This window comes from Microvirga pakistanensis, from assembly GCF_004458765.1.
In the GTDB taxonomy this organism is placed as follows: Bacteria; Pseudomonadota; Alphaproteobacteria; order Rhizobiales; family Beijerinckiaceae; genus Microvirga; species Microvirga pakistanensis.
On sequence record NZ_SPJX01000056.1, the window covers coordinates 1 to 223 of the forward strand.

The 223-nt window shown below is 60.1% G+C and carries 1 rRNA gene; it reads left to right on the forward strand.

The features are described from left to right. Nucleotides 1–223, forward strand: a 16S ribosomal RNA gene (locus E4K09_RS02605); the annotation flags it as partial.

Consider the following 223-nt stretch of genomic DNA (forward strand, 5'->3'; position numbering starts at 1 on the left):
CTCGTGTCGTGAGATGTTGGGTTAAGTCCCGCAACGAGCGCAACCCTCGCCCCTAGTTGCCATCATTCAGTTGGGCACTCTAGGGGGACTGCCGGTGATAAGCCGCGAGGACGGTGGGGATGACGTCAAGTCCTCATGGCCCTTACGGGCTGGGCTACACACGTGCTACAATGGCGGTGACAATGGGCAGCGAACCCGCGAGGGGGAGCTAATCCCAAAAAGC